This is a genomic window from Vibrio sp. 1159 (genome assembly GCF_033340395.1).
Classification (GTDB): domain Bacteria; phylum Pseudomonadota; class Gammaproteobacteria; order Enterobacterales; family Vibrionaceae; genus Vibrio; species Vibrio alginolyticus.
This window is the reverse complement of the sequence record NZ_JAWOWL010000024.1, coordinates 42,173-59,969: the sequence shown is the minus strand read 5'-3', so window position 1 is coordinate 59,969 and position 17,797 is coordinate 42,173. Positions and strand designations below refer to the sequence as shown.

The following is a 17,797-nucleotide window of genomic DNA, read 5'->3' as shown; positions in this document are numbered from 1 at the left end:
ATCTCATATAAGCTGGATTTATTCACGCGCAAATTATCAAAATGCAATTTGATAATGCAAATTGCAATTGCATAATGCAACCAAGATTGATAATTGATAGTAGAGTTAATCATCTCAAAAATGTAAACCAAGCATTAAAAGCTCGTTACGGCGGCATTGTCTTTTGGCGGGTAATAAAGATAGGCAATAGATTGGATATAAAACCAAGTAGTTACAGCACTATTTCATACTTTTTTCATCGCAATGTTTGTATACTCTCTGCCATCGAAACGACTTAGCATTAGAGCAATGAACTACTTAATTACTTTCTTCAAGGGAATCGCCATGGGTGCAGCAGATGTTGTACCTGGTGTATCTGGCGGCACCATCGCGTTTATCACTGGTATTTACGATACGCTGCTTGAAAGCATTCGACGCATTAACCCCTCACTTTTCTCTATCTGGCGAAAAGAAGGGGTTAAAGCCGCGTTTAATCACATCAACGGATTCTTCCTTATCGCTCTGTTTGCCGGCATTTTCACCAGTATTGCAACGCTAGCAAAGTTGATTACTTGGCTTCTTGACACACACCCGATCCCACTTTGGTCATTTTTCTTTGGCCTGATTTTGGTCTCTGTGTATCACATTATTCGTCAGGTTGAGCAACGCGATCTTGTCCGCTTTGTCATTCTGCTCGTTGGTGTCGGGTTTGCTTATAGTATTACTGTGCTCAAACCTTTACACATGGAACCAACGGCCATTAACACCTTATTCGCTGGAGCTATCGCGATTTGTGCGATGATCTTGCCGGGTATCTCTGGCAGTTTTATTTTGCTGCTGATTGGCATGTATGCTCCTGTATTAGCCGCAGTGAAAGGTTTTCAAGTCGATACATTAGCGCTATTTTTGTCTGGCTGCGTGATCGGTTTACTGTCCTTCTCTCACTTATTGTCGTGGTTACTACGCAAGTTCCGTGATTTCACCCTGATGTTTTTGACTGGATTAATGATTGGTACGTTGCCAAAGATTTGGCCATGGAAAGAAACCATCACTTGGCGCACCAATTCGAAGGGCGAACAAGTGCCATTGCTACAGCACAACCTATCACCATTTGAATTTGAACACGTGACATCACAACCTTCTCAGTTAGTACTTGCTGTCGTAATGATGCTTGCAGCCATTGCTCTGGTTTTGGGTCTAGAGAAATTCGCAGATTCAGATAAATAACTTTGGTATCAAACACATACTGAACCAAATAAAAACGGAGCCAATTGGCTCCGTTTTTATCTATTGGCTAAGGGCAAAACATCTCAATTGAAAACTCTGCTGTATTTGATGCAATAAAGTCCGTCGCGTTACTAAGAAGCTGGTCACCGAGGTATAACGCACAATTTACCGAGGTCACGAGTTGGCGAGCGGCGCATCTGTGCTACGATGCTCGTAATGTTAAGTGATAAATGCTGAACCTTAATGAAACTGTTACAAATCGCCGCTATTTCAGCCGCATTAGTTGCGGGATTTTATGCCCCGACTCTAATAAAAAGCTTTTGTTCTTCCACTCAAAGCAAGTCAATAGATGAATACTGCTTTCTCTCTACAACCTCTTGCGTCCAAGAAAATGTTACGATGACGCTAAACTCAGAAACTGCTCAACCCTTGGTTCCTACCACTCTAAATGTTGAGTGGCATACAAGCGATGCTAAGCAACTCATCCTAAGTCTTTCAGGAAGAGAAATGGAGATGGGTGAGCCTAAGTTTTTGCTGAAGCAAATCGCTCCTGGCCAATATCAAGGTGACATCATTCTCCCGGTTTGCACGGAGGATGCAATGACTTGGGTTGGTGAACTCAGTGATGGAGAGAATACCGTTTACCCTGCTATAAAAATGCAAAGATAAGGAATCGTTATGAGCCGCAATTGGTCCCTATTTCTCGTAGCTGCTTTCGCACTCGGGTTTGGCGTAAAGAGCTATTTAGATAATCAGAGCACGAAGCCAGAGCAAGTGGACAGTTCCACCTCTCAACAAACGGTATTGTTTGGGGAAAATAACCAAGCCGTCAATATCTTCGATGTGAATGACCCTCGCATCCGAGTCGTCTATTTTGGCTTTACTCGCTGCCCAGACGTTTGCCCAACTTCTCTTGCAATGCTGGCAGGAGCACTGAATCAAATTGACGACGCGCAAAAAGCACAACTACGCCCGATGTTCATTTCTTTAGACCCAGAGCGTGATGAGGCCGATGCATCAGCAAAATATGCCCATTACTTCCATCCAATGATTGAAGGCCTATCGGCACCACTTGATGTAACGACACCTTTGGCACACAACTATGGTGTCATTTTCCGCAAGACAGAATTGGAAGGCTCGGAACTAAAGTACACGCTGGATCATAGCTCTTACTTTTACTTCTTGAAGCCGGATGGCACGTTAATCACTAAAGTACCGCATACGCTCTCGCCGGCACCGATTGTTGAAGCCATTTCAAAACTAACGACCGAAGGCTCTTCAAATGACGGTTAAGTCAGTGCTGAAGCAATTTTTCAATTTCCTAACTCATACCAACCCCAATGTCGAACAAGACGTCGATACGATCATTGACGCCATTGGGGGCATAGAGAACCTGCTAGAAACTGGTGCATGTGCGACTCGGCTACGTCTTACCCTCAGAGCGACGTCCGTCATCGATAAGAACACACTCAAAAATCATGGCGCGCATGGAGTCGTGATATTGGATGATCGTCATGTCCAAATCATATACGGCTTAAAAGCCAACACGTATTCGCAGATTATGGAAGAGCGCATCACAAAACAAAGTTAATATTTTTGCAGTATAGCTACCCTCTTTAAAAAAGGGCGGCTATACTCTTTTGGCTTAATTAACTCACTTATTTATTAACCAACGAAGAGGACACAAGATGATTGTATTGAATAACACTAACTGGGCATCGCAAGGGTAACCCTAACAGCACCAACTCTGTGGCATAGCCACAACTCCCCTTCTCTGCCCGGTCTTCACCGGGGTCAACTCTATCCGAATTAGACCCTAATGCGATTTGTATTAAGGCGCTTTGTTGCGTCTGGGATAATTCAATAATGAATCAAACACATACTTTTTGTGACACATTAGTTTCAACTTCAAACCCTCTAAAACAATTGGGTTGGAAACCATTTTTTCAGCAACAACTGACATTAGACGATTACGACAACACTATCTTTGCTCGTGTAATTGCGCATCACCGAAGTGGTTATTTATTGGCAACAGAAACTGGGCAAGTTCATCTTAATGCCCACCATTCTTTACCCAATATGACCGTCGGAGACTGGGTAATCTTAAATGAAGATCAGCAATTTGTTCGCTTACTGGATCGCTTGAGCCTCTTTAGCCGCAAAGCCGCTGGCAGCAAAGTGGCAGAGCAACTTATCGCAGCCAATGTGGATACAGTGTTTATCGTCTGTTCCCTTAACGACGACTTCAATTTAAGTCGTATTGAACGCTATCTTGCCTTGGCTCATGAAGCCGAAGTCGAACCCGTCATCGTGCTTTCCAAAGCCGATTTGTGTGACAATACTGATGAACTAAAAAGCCAAGTACAGAAGCTCGACCCTCTATTAGCTATAGAGACAGTCAACGGCTTAGAAATAGAGAGTGCTTCTAAACTCATGACCTGGTGCAAAGAAGGACAAACCCTCGCTTTTATCGGTTCTTCAGGCGTTGGCAAATCAACTCTTGTTAATGCATTACTCGGGCAACAAGAACAGGCAACTGGGCATATTCGTGAAGACGATAGCAAAGGGCGACATACAACTACATCGCGCTCTATCCATCTATTACCTGATGGCGGCATCTTGATTGATACTCCGGGAATGCGCGAGCTTCAACTAGCAGATTGTGAATCGGGGGTCAGTGAGGCATTTTCTGACATTGAGGCGCTCGCTCAGCGTTGTCGCTTTGGCAATTGTAAGCACCAAACTGAGCCAGGCTGCGCAGTTCAAACTGCGATTGCAAATGGCAAACTGGAGGTTCGTCGTTTCAATAACTATCAAAAACTATTGCGAGAACAAGCCTTTAACGGCGCGACCTTGGCAGAGCAACGAGCTCAAAGTCGACAATTCGGTAAACTTGCTCGCAATGCCATGAGTGATAAGCGCAGGCGCCAACAAAGTTATTAATTTGTTGCGTTTGAGTTGTCAATAAAATCAAAGGAGACGAAAGTCTCCTTTTTAACAACTTTATTAAAAACCATTACTCATAACTAATGATAATTTTCAACATAAAAATCTTATTTAAATAACATTGAGCAAACATTTAATCCAAAAACAAACTAAAACTAGACACAAAATATTACCAAGCTAAGATATGTGATATTCAGCAAGATAATGGCTGAATTTATAAAAACAGGATAATTGATAATCATGTGTCTTAGTGACCAGAAGCAATGCTCACCCCTTGTAATATAAGGGCATTATCGCCGTGTAATGATGGACTATTGCCCTGCCACTCTGGCATAAAATTGCAGGAATGATGTATGCAACACAACAGCCTCGTTGCCCGATATGCTCGTGGTAACCTCGTCGTCCAGATCCTTGTCGGTATCGTCTTTGGTATTTTGCTCGCGACAATTTCTCCAAGCCATGCCGAAAGCGCGGGATTAATTGGTAGCCTTTTTGTCGGTGCGCTTAAAGCGATCGCGCCAATTCTTGTGTTTATTTTGGTTGCCGCTTCAATTGCAAACCAAAAGAAAAACCAACACACTTACATGCGCCCAATCGTTGTACTGTACCTGATGGGTACATTCTTCGCGGCGCTATCAGCAGTGGTTCTAAGCTTCCTTTTCCCGACCAATTTAACGCTTGTCACCGGCGCTGAAGGTGCAACGCCTCCTCAAGGTATTGCTGAAATTCTACGCACATTGTTGTTTAAACTGGTCGACAACCCAGTAAATGCACTAGTAGAAGCAAACTACATCGGCATTCTTGCTTGGGGTGTGGGTCTGGGTCTTGCACTACACCACGCATCGGCAACAACGAAGGCCGTATTTGAAGATCTAAGCCACAGCGTGTCTCACATTGTGCGCTTTATCATTCGTCTTGCACCATTTGGTATCTTTGGCTTGGTTGCTTCAACGTTTGCGACAACAGGCTTTAGCGCGCTAGCAAGCTACGCACACCTTCTGGCGGTTCTTCTTGGCGCAATGATGATCATCGCACTCGTTGTAAACCCGGCGATCGTGTTCGTTAAAACCAAACAAAACCCTTACCCACTTGTATTCCGTTGTCTACGTGAAAGTGGTGTAACAGCGTTCTTCACTCGTTCAAGTGCAGCGAATATTCCAGTAAACATGGCACTATGTGAGAAGCTAAAACTGGACGAGGATACATACTCAGTATCTATTCCTCTAGGTGCGACCATCAACATGGCTGGTGCTGCAATCACTATCACAACACTAACGCTTGCAGCTGTGCACACTATGGGTATCGAAGTTGATCTACTGACTGCGCTACTGCTCAGTATTGTGGCTGCGGTTTCTGCATGTGGCGCATCAGGTGTTGCAGGTGGCTCTCTACTACTTATCCCACTTGCGTGTGGCCTGTTTGGTATCTCAAACGACGTAGCAATGCAGGTTGTAGCGGTTGGCTTCATTATCGGTGTGATTCAAGACTCTGCAGAAACTGCGCTAAACAGCTCAACAGACGTTGTCTTTACGGCAGCAGTTTGTAAATCAGAGCAGCAAAAAGCTCAGTAAGACTGACAGAACAAATAGAAAGGGGAGCCGATGATGGCTCCCCTTTTTTGTTTAATTGCGCTCAATTACGCGGTGACCAAAGCCACTTCTTCAATCAGGAAGTGTTTGCTTGGTTCAACAAACTCTTGCTGCGCAGCAATAGTTTGCAGTTCCCACTCACCCGCATGGTACGTTGCACTCAACACCCCGTAACACGCGTCGTGACAATGTTGGAAAGCTTGTTTAGGAGACCAGCCTTTTAAGAGTCCCGCGGTAAAGATAGCTGAAATAAGATCGCCCACGCCAACAGGTTGTTTAGCAAACTCAAATTGAGGACGCTTCGCAAGGTAAATGCCTTCTTGCGTAGCCAATAGCATGTTGAAGCTGCCATTTTCTAGGCAGTAAAGGTGCTTAACTAGCACAACTTTTGGACCTTTCGCTAGCGCACGTTGGCATGCGGTGATCGCATCGTCTAGTGAGTGGATTTCCATCTCAGCAAATTGACTTAGCTCGAATTGGTTCGGAACGATCACGTCCGCCATTGGCATCAAACGAGTCAAAAGATTTTCAGCAATACCCGGAGCCACAATGCAGCCTTTGTCTGGCGCGCCCATCACAGGGTCGCAAACATAAAGTGCGTTCGGATTCGCTTGCTTCACTTTCGTCACGGTATCTTCAACAGCAAGGCACTGCTCTGCGCTGCCTTGGTAGCCGGTCAACACCGCTTGGCATTTTTCCAATGCACCGATGTTTCCAAGACCACGAACTAACTCGCTGATGTCTTCAGCCGCAAACGCTCGCCCAGTCCAGCCTTCTTGATACTGAGTGTGGTTAGAAAATTGAACGGTATGAATCGGCCATACTTCGAAACCCATGCGTTGCATTGGGAAAACGGCACTGCTGTTACCAGCATGACCAAAAGAAACATGAGATTGTATAGAGAGGATACCTTGCATAGTACCTTACCTCTTATTGTTGTTATCGATAGTTCAAAGACAGCGGCAAGCGCCAGTTTTGCGAAACCAGTAGTGTATCCGACAAACCAAGATTCTCTAACTCAATTCTCCTCAATATCTTCAGAGTAAGTTGGAGTGCTGGTTTTCAACACCATCTTCTTAATTTCCATTTTGTCTTTATTCAGTGCGATTTCTAGGGTATCTCCTTCCCTTATCCCGAGCTGAGCCAGGATTGCGCTTGGAATGACTACGGCGGTATCGTCACCGATTTTAACAGGTTGACTTATCATCTTTCGTCCTCCAAATGTCGAAAATGAGTTTTCACGTCATTGGATGTCTAGTCTCAAATACATTGAGCTGACTTGGATTTGGCGTAAATGCCTAAAAACAAAGAGCCTTCCACACCGCGTTTGGGAAGGCTCTTTCAGTATTATTTTTTAATTTGCTAAAGGCTCATGCTTCGCAGCAATCAGACCGTAAGCACTCCAGCCTAGGAAGGTTACGATAGAGCCCCACATCATCGCTTCGTAGCCGGAGCCGTAAAGCGCGTAGAAGCTGTACAGAGAGCCAATCAGAGCGATAACGTTGGTGGTTTTCATCTCGCGCTCCGGCACGTGTGCCACTTGCTGCATGATGAAGATTGCGCCCATACATAGAATGTAAGGAATAACGTTTGTTACTACCGCTAGGTTAACCAGCGCTTCGAACTGCTCGTTCAGCGTTGGAGAGATCGTCATTAGAGACAATACAGATTGGATAATAGTAATCGCGATCATACCTTTGATTGGCGTACCACGTTTGTCCACTTGAGAGAACAATTTAGGGAAGAAGCCAGCATCAGAAGACGATTTGAACACTGACGCGATAGTGAATTGCCAACCCAATAGAGAGCCTGCACAAGCCAATACCGCCATACCCGCAACCACTTTACCAGCGGCTGAACCTAACATCACTGTCCATACAGTTGAGAATGGCGCTGTAGATGCAGCAAGCTCAGAGTTTGCAACGATACCAGAACAGATGTTTGTCGATACAATGTAAACCACAGCCGCGATTAGTGTACCGCCCAGTACTGCGATTGGTACGTTCTTCTCTGGGTTTTCTACCGCTTCAGAGTTCGCACAAGCTGATTCAAGACCAAGGAATGCCCATAGAGTCATCGCAATAGAAGCACTCACCGCTTCACCAAATGGCAAGCTGTGTGGGTTCCAAGCTTCAATGTACATGGTTGGGTTAAACCAGAACCAACCAACAATACCCAATGAACATACTGGTAGGATTACGCCCCACACGGTGAATGTACCAATTTGACCTGTGATTTTCGCGCCACCGAAGTTAGCGAAAGTACAAATCCAAAGAATGGCGATGGTGTACAAACAGGTTTCGACCGGAGATAGGGTCACTTCAAAGAATGCGGAGCCGTAACCCACACAAGTAATCGCGATCGCAATGTTCGCAATAAGGAGCGACAAACCGTAAGTCCAGCCCGCCATAAATGCACCCGATTTACCGAATGCATAAGACGCGTAACCGTTCATACCGCCGTCACGTTTACTAAAGCGACCACATTTTGCAAACACATAGGCCAACGCCAAAGAGCCCGCCGCCGTGATCAGCCAAGACAACACAGAAATGGTGCCCACTTGCGCCAGTTTACTTGGCAGCATGATGATGCCGGAGCCGGCCATGTTGATGAATGTCAGAATGGTTAACTGCACCACCGACATTTTTTTAGTTTCAGTACTCATAAATTATTCTCCACGAATAAGCGGTTCGCACCGACGCCGGAGCGTGGTGCGAACGGGTAGATTAATCTTTTAGGACATAACAATGTGCGGTAGTGCGACCGTTAACATCTTCAAGGTACACACCTTGAATTTCTGGCGCGAAGCCTGGGAAGCGGTTGATGCCTTCTTCTAGAGATAGGAAGTAATCCACCACGTGTGGGGTCCAGATTTCACCAGTGATCACACAGATGATGCCTGGAGGGTAAGGAAGTGCACCCTCAGCGGCTACGCGACCAACGGCCTCTTTAAGTGGTAGGTAATCGCATTCACCACGGAAGTATTTGCGTGTTGCCACGTCTGGTTTGTGAACCATTTGTGGGAAGTACTCGCTGCGGAACATCGCTTTTTGTAGCTGTTTCACGTTCAGCTCTTTGTACATGTCATGCATTTCCTGACATAGCTGACGGATGGTGTAGCCACGGTAGCGTTCTTTATTCGCTTCGTAGACGCTTGGAAGTACGATACTTAGAGGCGCATCATCACGGATGAATTTTTCGAATCGGTTAATTTGAGCCACAAGGTGACGGATCTTACCCATATCTTCCGCAGGAGTGAGTAGGAACAAGATAGAGTTCAAGTCACACTTCTCAGGGATGATGCCGTTTTCACGAAGGAAGTTCGCCAATAGCGTTGCAGGAATACCGAAATCTGCGTAGCTGCCGTCTTCTGCAATACCCGCAGTAGTTAGCAACAATTTACATGGGTCAACGAAGTATTGACCTTCACCGTAACCTTCAAATTTGTGCCAGCTTGCGTTTGGCTCAAACATGAAGAATTTCTTATTCGTTGCGATCACATCAGTGTCGTAGCTGCCCCAAGGTTGACCTTCGACTTCGTCTGGAATGAACGGACGAATCAATTCACAACTCTTAAGGATTTCTTTACGCGCTTCGATACCAGTCTTAACCGCATCGCGCCATAAACGCAGACCTGCTTCGCCGTCGTGGATCTTCGCGTTCACATCAAGCGCAGAGAACAGTGCGTAGAATGGTGAAGTCGATGCGTGCATCATAAACGCGTTGTTAAAGCGTTTGTGGTTACAGTAACGAGCTTGACCTTTGATATGGCGGTCTTTTTTGTGGATTTGCGATGTTTGAGAGAAGCCAGCTTGTTGTTTGTGAACAGACTGAGTCACGATCACACCTGCGTCTTCTGGTTTCAAATCCAGCAGCAGTGGTGAACAGTCTTTCATCATCGGGATGAACTGCTCGTAACCAACCCATGCAGAGTCAAACAGGATGTAGTCACAAAGGTGACCTATCTTATCCATTACGTAGCGAGCGTTGTAGATAGTACCGTCATAAGTACCAAGTTGGATAATAGCAAGACGGAAAGGACGTTCATCGCGTGCACGTTCTGGGTCCACTTTCGCGATTTGAGCACGAATGTATTCTTCATCGAAACAGTGTTCATCCATACCACCGATAAAGCCCCAAGGGTTACGCGCCGTTTCTAAGTAAACTGGCATACCACCCGCTTGGATTAACGCACCGTGGTGGTTCGATTTGTGGTTGTTACGGTCGAACAGTACCAAATCACCTTCAGTTACCAGCGCGTTACACACCACTTTGTTTGAAGCAGAAGTACCGTTGAGTACGAAGTAAGTTTTGTCTGCGTTAAATACTTTTGCAGCGTGCGCCTGCGCTTGATGTGCAGAACCTTCGTGGATCAGCAAGTCACCTAAATCCACGTCCGCATTACACAAGTCACTACGGAACAGGTTTTCGCCGAAGAAATCGTAGAACTGTTTACCAGCTGGGTGTTTTTTGAAGAACTGACCACCTTGGTGTCCCGGACAGTCAAACGCTGAGTTACCCATCTCAACATAGTGCGTTAATTGCTTGAAGAAAGGAGGAAGCAGACGACATTCGTACTTGGTTACTGCTTCGTTGATTTGACGACAGTAGTACTCAATAGATTGTCTTTCTAAATCGATAACGCCAGTTAGCCAAACGTAATCTTCTGCCGAAACTGGGTTTTCATCCGTTACTAAGAAAACTGGAATACCGTAACCCGTTTCGGAAATCATTTTATGCAGACCTGCTTTAATGTCTGCTGAAGTAATAATAGCCGCACCAACGTCGGTTAATTCAACTTGCTCTAAAGGTTGTAAATGACGATTAAATTGTTCATCTAAAGATTCAGCTAATAAACTGAAGTCTTCTGGCATGTAATTACTAACACCTATAATTAAATTTTTCATTTGGAATATCTCTGTTTTGTTCTTTAAAATTGACAAGTACAGATATTACAAACGAAAACGATATTTAAAATTCAAAAAACAAATTTCGTGATTAAATTTTCACATTTAAAAGACTTATTTCCTCGAATTAAAATTTCGCGACCTTCATCACTTTCCAATTGATAGTCCAATGATATTGAAACCAGAATTAAAAGGAAAAATAATTAAAAATTGTGTGACCACAACCATTATTATTATAAATAAAATATCAAGAAAATAATTTTTTGAGATGTCCATCACTATATAATTATTAGGACTATATTATTAGGAATGATAAATATTTTAATTTTAACTAAATTTAAACACATAATAAAAAAGCCATCAACACATGTATTGATGGCTTTTTACTTTAGGTGCAAAGGAAACACAATTCAATTAAATAAATGACTATCTAGTTTGACTCCATCATTCGACCATTGCTGATAACGTTTTACAGACATGCCTGACGAGTACATAGTGTGTTTACAATCCATGCACTCGACAAAATACAAGCCACTCATGCCAGCCATAACGTGCAGTCTACGGCTATCGCAACGCTTACAGGACAAGCGTTTTACTTTGGTATTGACGTCAATACGACGAGCAAAGTTTAACGTTTCATGAGAACATAAAGCATCAACAGCACTATCTTTAAATGGATGTTCACTCAACAAGTAATTAATGGCGTAATCATACACCGGGGGGATTGAAGATTTTCCACTTTCAATATTACTTATTTTAGCGACGGAAACACCTAATAAAGAAGCGAACTCAGCCTTACTGTACTCTAAGATAAACCTTGAAGAGATAAATTTATCTGCACTAATGATTCTCAACATACACAAATCTCTAATATAAATAAAAACAGAGATAAAAAATCATCTCTATTTATTATGAAACATGTAATGAAAAAGTTACTTCCTAGTGTAATTCTGCATATTAACTATGCTATTTTATTTTTACGTTATATTGCGCCTAATTAATCATAAAATCAATAATCGACACCTAAATATAAAAGAACAATTTAAGATTTATAATACATTTTTTAATTTACATTATTAGATAAAGTAATGAGTACTATTCACCTATAAATCGGGGCATCAAGTATTGCTCTTCAATCATTATTACTATCAATTGAAAAGGCTTGATCTAAGCCCAATAGCGGAAGTAAATAAAGAGGGAAAAACCTCTTTTTTAAGGTAAACAGATCCCATCTTAGTTAAGTACTAAAAATATGTTGAAAAATCGCATAAATAGTATGCACATCAGTAAAATGACTGCTTAAGTAAGTTTACATTCTGTTGTCGTGACTGATAGAGATACTGGCAAAAGAGCAAAAGAAAAGCCTCAATCTTGAGGCTTCTGGATAAGATAGGTTATGGTTGAAGGAAGTTTTGAGTGAAATCGAGCGCCTCTTTAGAAAGTTTTTTTTCGTTGGGCGATGTGCTTGCCTGACCTTCTGCTGTTACCGTTGTCATGTTAGGCTGAAAATCTAGTGTTGATGCCTCCTCCCAAGCCTCGGAGGCTTCTTTACTCTCGTCATTCAACACCGCATTGAGCTCCTCTTCCGCAGGAAAATACGCTTCGCGTTTGTACACTTTGTTAAGGGCTCGAATAATAGAGTGCTTTCTCACCATTCCTGAGGCCAGCTTTCTTTGCAACGGCTTCGCTATGGACTGCAATCCAACGACAACATCAACACCAATATTGGTTGCCACTTCATCACGCAACGTACGTGCAGGTTGGTAGCCCATATTGGCAGCAAGAAACAGCCAAACGTAAGCAATTGCATTACCCGTTTTACCTTTATCCTTCCACGCTTCGCCAGCATGATACATCGCTTTAGCACTGCCACCTTCCGCGGCCCGTTCCAGCCAGTAGCAACCTTTAACCATGCTTTTTTCTGTACCAATGCCATTTAGGTAACATAAGCCGACTTGGATCTTGCCGTCTGCACTGTCTTTTTCCGCCGCTTTCATAAACCAGTAAAGCGCATCTGCACTGCGTCCTGCACTATTGTCTGGTGAAAGCTGCCATTCCCCCATATAAATCATGGCATCAATGCAGCCTTCTTCGGCGGCAGTTTCAATCAGTTGGTTACCTTTTGGGATATTTTTTTCAGTTCCTCGACCAAAGACCAAGGCCTTGCCCGTCGAAAATTTCGCTTCGGTATCCCCTTCCATTCCCGCAATTGCGGTACGCCAGAAGTTTGCCTGCTCTTTTAAAATCACATCTTCGCGCATGCGTTCACTTAAGCGAACAATGCCGTACATCCCCGTCACATTGTCCAGTTTAGCGGCTTTATCATACCAATACAGCGCTTGACGAATGTTGTCCTTTTCGGCTTCTTTCGCTAGAAATAAAATGGTGGGGATATGCCCGGTTTCTGCTTTGAACTCTCGCTCTTTACGCTCTTGCTCTCGCGCTTTATGCATCGCCTTTCGATAAGCGGCTTCGCGAGCTTTCCTCTCTGCCTCGAGTCTCTGTTTCCGCATCGACAACGAGATCATCCACACAAATATCAGGACGAGTGAAAGGCCAGTTGCCGCAATGGCAATGCCCATACTACTCATAAATAGCCTCTTTTGGTTTCAGGGCCCAATTCAACTCCCTTTCAGGGAAATCTTATGATTACGCGCCGACATAACGCCGACTACCTTCATTATATAACGACCACTTAGCGAAAATCTGAAGCTTGCGAAGACTTAATGGCGGTATTTTATTCAACATCACTGCAACTTATTTTTAAAAGAAAAATATGGCCCTCATTTTTATAGAACTTAATCACGGTTTTGGGGCTGAGACATTCTCACCCCCTATCATCCCCCCTTACTCATCCCATAAAAATTTACATTTTAATGATGTGCAGAGTCTCTCACTATGCGCCTGTTTTATTATTTAATTTGTGAACAAAATCGACTGTGACAGAAAATTTGCACCTGTAAAAAACTTAACAGCCTGCTCTCACATTTTGCTGATGATTCAGTGTATTAGCATCTAATTGAACATTTCCTTTTTTGGCATCTGCCTTTCTAGCGTGTGCAAAACCTTCTTGATGATTGAGTCAGCGAAGGCAGCGCGCAGCTCAATATCAATTCAATAACAATGGATTTGTAAACGTGGACAATAAGACATTTAAATTATCAACAATTGCCAAAACCGTACTGCCTTTGATTTCCGTCGCGGTAATCAGCGGTTGTGGTAGTGATAGCACGAACGAAGATACGACGAACCCTGGCTCAGGCTTATACCCTGCGGGAGAGAACGAAGTCGTCATTTATTACAAACGTGATGTAGCATCAGCTTCAACAGCAAGCGACTACGAAGGTTGGGGCTTGCACCTATGGAACGGTGAGGGCTGTACCAGCACAGATTTAGACGCAATGGGCATTCCGGGAACAGGAACGGATTGGTCTGCGCCACACCCATTCGATGGCATCAACGACACCTACGGTGCTTACTACGTACTGAAAATAAACCCAGACGCCTCTGACCCACACGAATGCATGAACTTCATTCTGCACAAAGGTGATGAGAAAGCGTTCGGCAGCGCAAACTCAAAAGTAGAGTTGACGAAAATCGGCGAATCGAAAGGTTTGTTTGGCTTCCACGGCAGCAGTGAACTTTACTACGAGCCAATAGAAGAGCGCCCTGTTGATATTGATGGTCAAAAAGCCCATTGGTTAGACGCCAACACCATTGCATGGGAAGCGGCGACCAGTGCGGATTCCATGAAGCTGTTCTACAGCCTTAGCAATGACATCAAAATGGATGAAGACAAGCAAATCTCTGGCGGTACTGCGGTTGAGCTGACAAAAGCTGGTGAGTTATCTGATGGACTAAAATCACGCTTCCGTCACCTTGCTAGCCTTCAAGCTGCGGGTATCGATGTCGATGACGCGACCTTGCGTACGATCCTGAAGTCACAAATCGTTATGGTGGCTTACAACGCAAATGGTGACGTCATTTCTGCAACTGAAGTGCAAAAACCGGGCGTTTTGGATGCGGTGTTTGCCGATTCCAAGGCAGGTAACGCGATCGGTCAAGAACTCGGTGCGATTGTGGAAGGCGGTGCCGCAACCTTCAAACTATGGGCACCAACTGCCCAAGATGTTGCTCTGATAATCTACGATGAAAACTTAGCAGAAGAAGCGACCGTTGCCATGAAGGAAGACCCAGCAACAGGTATCTGGGTTTCTGAGGCACAAAGCAACGTTGTCAACAAATACTATCGCTACCAAGTTAAGGTATACCACCCAACAACTGGCGTCGTTGAAACGCGTTTGGTAACAGACCCATATTCAATGAGCTTGTCTAAGAACTCACGATACTCGCAAGTGGTTGATTTAGATGATCCAAGCTTAATGCCTCAAGATTGGAAAAACTACGCACGCCCAACGGTTAAAAAAGACGAAGACCACGTCCTTTACGAGTCACACATTCGTGATTTCAGCTTTAACGACAGCAAAGGCACACCAAGTCTTGATGGCAAATATCTGGCGCTTACAGAACCTGAGCGTGAGTCTGTATCTCACTTACAAGCTTTAAAAGATGCTGGCCTAACAACGCTACATATCCTGCCTGCGTTTGATATTGCAACCGTGGATGAAGACGCTGACAAGCGAGTCGATATCACCGACACCGTGGGTAAACTTTGTGGCATCAAGCCAGAAGCCTCCATTTGTGAGACCGAAGATGACGGCAAAGTAATTGAAGAGGTATTAAATAGCTACGACCCAACAACGGGCAAAGCACAAGCGTTGATGAACGATCTTCGCATGCTAGACAGCTTCAACTGGGGTTACGACCCTTACCACTACACCGTGCCAGAAGGCAGTTATGCGACCGATCCTAACGGGTCTAAGCGTATTCTTGAGTTCCGCGAAATGGTTCAAGCGACGCATAAAATGGATCTGAAACTGGTCATGGACGTCGTGTACAACCACACAAATGCATCTGGTGTGAACGAAAAATCAGTACTGGATAAGATTGTCCCTGGGTACTACCACCGCCTAAACGTCAACACTGGCGGAGTCGAAAACTCAACCTGTTGTGATAACACCGCAACCGAGAACTTGATGATGGGTAAACTAATGGTTGACTCATTGATGGTATGGGCGGATGACTATAAAGTCGATGGTTTCCGTTTTGACCTTATGGGCCACCAGCCGAAAGATGTGATGGTTTACGCACTTGAAAAAGTCCGTGAAATTGACCCGAATACCTTGTTCTACGGCGAAGGTTGGGACTTTGGTGAAGTCGCGCAAAACGCTCGCTTCGATCAGGCGACACAAGTCAACATGGCGGGGACAGAAATCGGTACTTTCTCTGATCGTCTGCGTGACGCAGTTCGTGGCGGAAGCCCGTTTGATGGCGGTGTAGATTCTGAAGGTAAGCACCCACTTCGCTTTAACCAAGGCTTTGGTAACGCCGCTTATCCTAACGAAGAAACCAAAACTGACGCAGAGTCGGTGAATAGTCGTTTACACAACCAAGATCTGGTTCGTCTAGGTATGGCTGGTAACTTGGCTGATTACATCCTTCTTGATTACAAAGGCGAAACCAAACTGGGTAAGAACGTTGATTACAATGGTGCGCCTGCAGGCTACACAAAAGTGCCATCAGAGAACATCTCTTACGTGTCTAAGCACGACAACCAAACATTGTGGGATAACAACGCCTACAAGATTGCGACAGGCACTTCATCTGCCGAGCGTGCACGTATGCAGTCTGTGTCCCTATCAACGGTGATGCTTGGTCAAGGCATTCCATTCATCCACATGGGTTCTGAGCTATTGCGCTCTAAATCCATGCAGCGCGACTCGTACGATTCTGGTGACTGGTTCAACCGTGTATTCTTCGACGGAAGCGACAATAACTGGAACGTTGGTCTACCACGTGAAGACAAAGACGGTGCAAACTGGGAGCTGATCAAAACCATCGTTGGTGACAGCACGGCGAAACCAGATTCAACCGACATCGAGCTGACTAAGCAACAATTCCTAGAGCTACTAAAAATCCGTAGCACAAGCGAACTGTTCCGCCTAGATACCGCGCAAGAAGTGATGAACCGTGTGGACTTCCGCAACGTAGGGAAAGACCAAGTGGAAGGCTTGATTGTGATGTCTATCGACGATGATACATCAGCAGGTGCCGATTTAGATTCGAACTACGATGCTGTTGTGGCCGTTGTGAACTCAACATCAACTGAGAAGTCTTTCAAAGTTGCTGGCGCAACTGGTTTCGAGTTACATGAAGTTCAACAAAACTCTGCGGATGACATCGTGAAAGGTGCAAGCTTCACCAATGAAACGTTCACAGTACCAGCACTGACAACAGCGGTATTCGTGCAGCCACAAGACGGCGCACAAGGTGCTGGCCTACCAGTAAACACGGATAACAAAGACGTATCGAGCATTCCTCCTTACGGCGAAACCGTTGTTTACGTGAAAGGCACGATGAACGAGTGGTCTGATAGCAGTGATTGGGCGATGACCTTTATTGGCAACGGCATGTACTCTGTAACTGGCGTTCTTGAAGCAGGTGAGCACGAGTTCAAATTCGCGGACTCTGGTTGGGCAAATCCAAACATCGGTTGTGATGCTGCGAATATAGCTTCTGGTTCACTAGACTTAGGTTCAGAAGGTAACTGTAAGCTGTCTGTTGCTGAAACAGGTAAGTACAACTTCACTCTGAACGCGCTGCATGTTCAAGATGAAAGCGTAGAAAAACCGGTCGTGTCAGTGACCAAGTCAGCAGATGCACCAACATTCGGTGAAACAGCACTTTACTTACGTGGCACTATCACTACATGGGATGCTCCAGCACAAGACTCAACAGCGAAGTTCAGCTATGTTGCAAATGACGTTTATTCGCTAGACATTACCCTAGCGGCGGGCAACTACGAGATGAAAGTTGCGAGCGCAGACTGGGCAGCAGACACCAACTTCGGTGGTGAAGGCAGTGTTGAGCTTGGTAAAGCGCTGACGATGGAAGCCGGTGGCGGTAGCGCAAACCTAAAAATTGCGATTGCAGAAGCAGGAAACTACAACTTCCACTTCAATGCGGCTGACAAGTCGGCGCCAATCGTGACGGTAACGAAAAACTAGTTTCATTTAAAAACATCCGTAA

13 protein-coding genes are annotated in these 17,797 nt (G+C 44.7%); 7 read left to right on the top strand and 6 right to left on the bottom strand.

The genetic code is table 11. The annotated features are described in order from the left end of the window. Positions 1–288 precede the first annotated feature (288 nt). From R7127_RS17755 to sstT, 6 genes are all read left to right on the top strand, one after another. Positions 289–1,206 carry a DUF368 domain-containing protein gene (locus R7127_RS17755; RefSeq protein WP_031778872.1) on the top strand — a complete coding sequence of 306 codons (918 nt, stop codon included), beginning with the start codon at positions 289–291 and terminating at the stop codon, positions 1,204–1,206. A 243-nt stretch (positions 1,207–1,449) separates the two neighbouring features. Then, positions 1,450–1,875 (top strand): hypothetical protein, encoded by a 426-nt coding sequence (locus tag R7127_RS17750; RefSeq protein ID WP_172563939.1) that lies wholly within the window; start codon positions 1,450–1,452, stop codon positions 1,873–1,875. Between the two features lie 9 nt (positions 1,876–1,884). Beyond that, positions 1,885–2,499 (top strand): SCO family protein, encoded by a 615-nt coding sequence (locus R7127_RS17745; RefSeq protein ID WP_172563940.1) that lies wholly within the window; start codon positions 1,885–1,887, stop codon positions 2,497–2,499. Further along, positions 2,489–2,797 carry a PTS transporter subunit EIIB gene (locus R7127_RS17740; protein WP_054579647.1) on the top strand — a complete coding sequence of 103 codons (309 nt, stop codon included), beginning with the start codon at positions 2,489–2,491 and terminating at the stop codon, positions 2,795–2,797. Before R7127_RS17745 ends, R7127_RS17740 begins: the two co-directional genes overlap by 11 nt. A gap of 275 nt (positions 2,798–3,072) precedes the next feature. Continuing rightward, entirely contained in the window at positions 3,073–4,149 is a 1,077-nt protein-coding gene (gene rsgA, locus R7127_RS17735) for a ribosome small subunit-dependent GTPase A (protein ID WP_172563941.1), read from the top strand. Between the two features lie 356 nt (positions 4,150–4,505). Continuing rightward, on the top strand, positions 4,506–5,723 hold the full coding sequence (gene sstT, locus R7127_RS17730) for a serine/threonine transporter SstT (RefSeq protein WP_005374821.1): 1,218 nt from the start codon (positions 4,506–4,508) through the stop codon (positions 5,721–5,723). Between the two features lie 65 nt (positions 5,724–5,788). Here the strand turns inward: sstT and pdxY are convergent, their stop codons facing one another. The 6 genes from pdxY to R7127_RS17700 all read right to left on the bottom strand — a co-directional run bounded on the left by pdxY (position 5,789) and on the right by R7127_RS17700 (position 13,239). After that, positions 5,789–6,658 (bottom strand): pyridoxal kinase PdxY, encoded by an 870-nt coding sequence (pdxY, locus tag R7127_RS17725; RefSeq protein WP_262584365.1) that lies wholly within the window; start codon positions 6,656–6,658, stop codon positions 5,789–5,791. Positions 6,659–6,759: 101 nt separating this feature from the next. Then, positions 6,760–6,948, bottom strand: coding sequence for an AbrB/MazE/SpoVT family DNA-binding domain-containing protein (locus R7127_RS17720; RefSeq protein WP_005458312.1), 189 nt, complete (start codon positions 6,946–6,948; stop codon positions 6,760–6,762). Between the two features lie 147 nt (positions 6,949–7,095). Continuing rightward, a complete protein-coding gene (potE, locus tag R7127_RS17715) occupies positions 7,096–8,406 on the bottom strand; it encodes a putrescine-ornithine antiporter (protein WP_005374814.1) in 1,311 nt (436 codons plus the stop codon). A gap of 61 nt (positions 8,407–8,467) precedes the next feature. Next, the gene (gene speF, locus R7127_RS17710; RefSeq protein WP_172563944.1) at positions 8,468–10,648 is read right to left on the bottom strand and encodes an ornithine decarboxylase SpeF; all 2,181 of its coding nucleotides are present in this window, start codon (positions 10,646–10,648) and stop codon (positions 8,468–8,470) included. A 410-nt stretch (positions 10,649–11,058) separates the two neighbouring features. Then, complete coding sequence (locus tag R7127_RS17705) at positions 11,059–11,505, bottom strand: helix-turn-helix transcriptional regulator (RefSeq protein ID WP_005374797.1); 447 nt, start codon at positions 11,503–11,505, stop codon at positions 11,059–11,061. 537 nt (positions 11,506–12,042) lie between these two features. Then, positions 12,043–13,239 carry a tetratricopeptide repeat protein gene (locus R7127_RS17700; protein WP_054578624.1) on the bottom strand — a complete coding sequence of 399 codons (1,197 nt, stop codon included), beginning with the start codon at positions 13,237–13,239 and terminating at the stop codon, positions 12,043–12,045. Positions 13,240–13,785: 546 nt separating this feature from the next. Here R7127_RS17700 and pulA point away from each other — a divergent pair. After that, on the top strand, positions 13,786–17,775 hold the full coding sequence (gene pulA / locus R7127_RS17695) for a pullulanase-type alpha-1,6-glucosidase (RefSeq protein WP_318148474.1): 3,990 nt from the start codon (positions 13,786–13,788) through the stop codon (positions 17,773–17,775). Positions 17,776–17,797: the final 22 nt, after the last annotated feature.